Source organism: Rhodococcus sp. KB6, assembly GCF_001445685.1.
GTDB classification, from domain to species: Bacteria; Actinomycetota; Actinomycetes; order Mycobacteriales; family Mycobacteriaceae; genus Rhodococcus_F; species Rhodococcus_F qingshengii.
Map to the genome: position 1 here is coordinate 1 of NZ_LNAK01000094.1, position 521 is coordinate 521.

At 59.9% G+C, this 521-nt stretch carries 1 protein-coding gene; it reads right to left on the reverse strand.

The features are described 5' to 3' along the window. Nucleotides 1-521, reverse strand: a 521-nt coding sequence (locus ASU23_RS12320; RefSeq protein ID WP_156423154.1) for an AMP-binding protein, incomplete at both ends; no start/stop codon positions are given.

Sequence of the window (521 nt, forward strand, 5' to 3'; positions counted from 1 at the left end):
TCGACCGAAACGCTCACACCCGCAGCCGGAACCACATACGCCACCAACCGCTGATCACCCGGAGAATCCTCACGAACAACCACCGCCGTCTGCGCCACCGACACATCCGCCAACACCGCAGACTCGATCTCACCGATCTCGATCCGGAATCCACGGATCTTCACCTGATCATCAGCGCGACCCAGATACTCCAAATCACCAGCACTGTTCCACGAAGCCACGTCACCCGTGCGGTACAACACCTCACCAGCAGCAAAAGGACTCGCCACAAACCGCGTCGACGTCAACCCCGCCTGACCCAGATAACCCCGAGCCAACTGAACACCAGAGACATACATCTCACCCGCGACACCAACAGGCACCGGAGCCAAACGCGTATCGAGCACGAACACCTGCAGACCCGAAATAGCCTGACCCACAACACTCGCCGACGCATCCGCCGCCAACGCAGCATCCAACACACGATGGCTGACATGCACCGTCGTCTCCGTGATGCCGTACATGTTCACCAACGTCGGCGC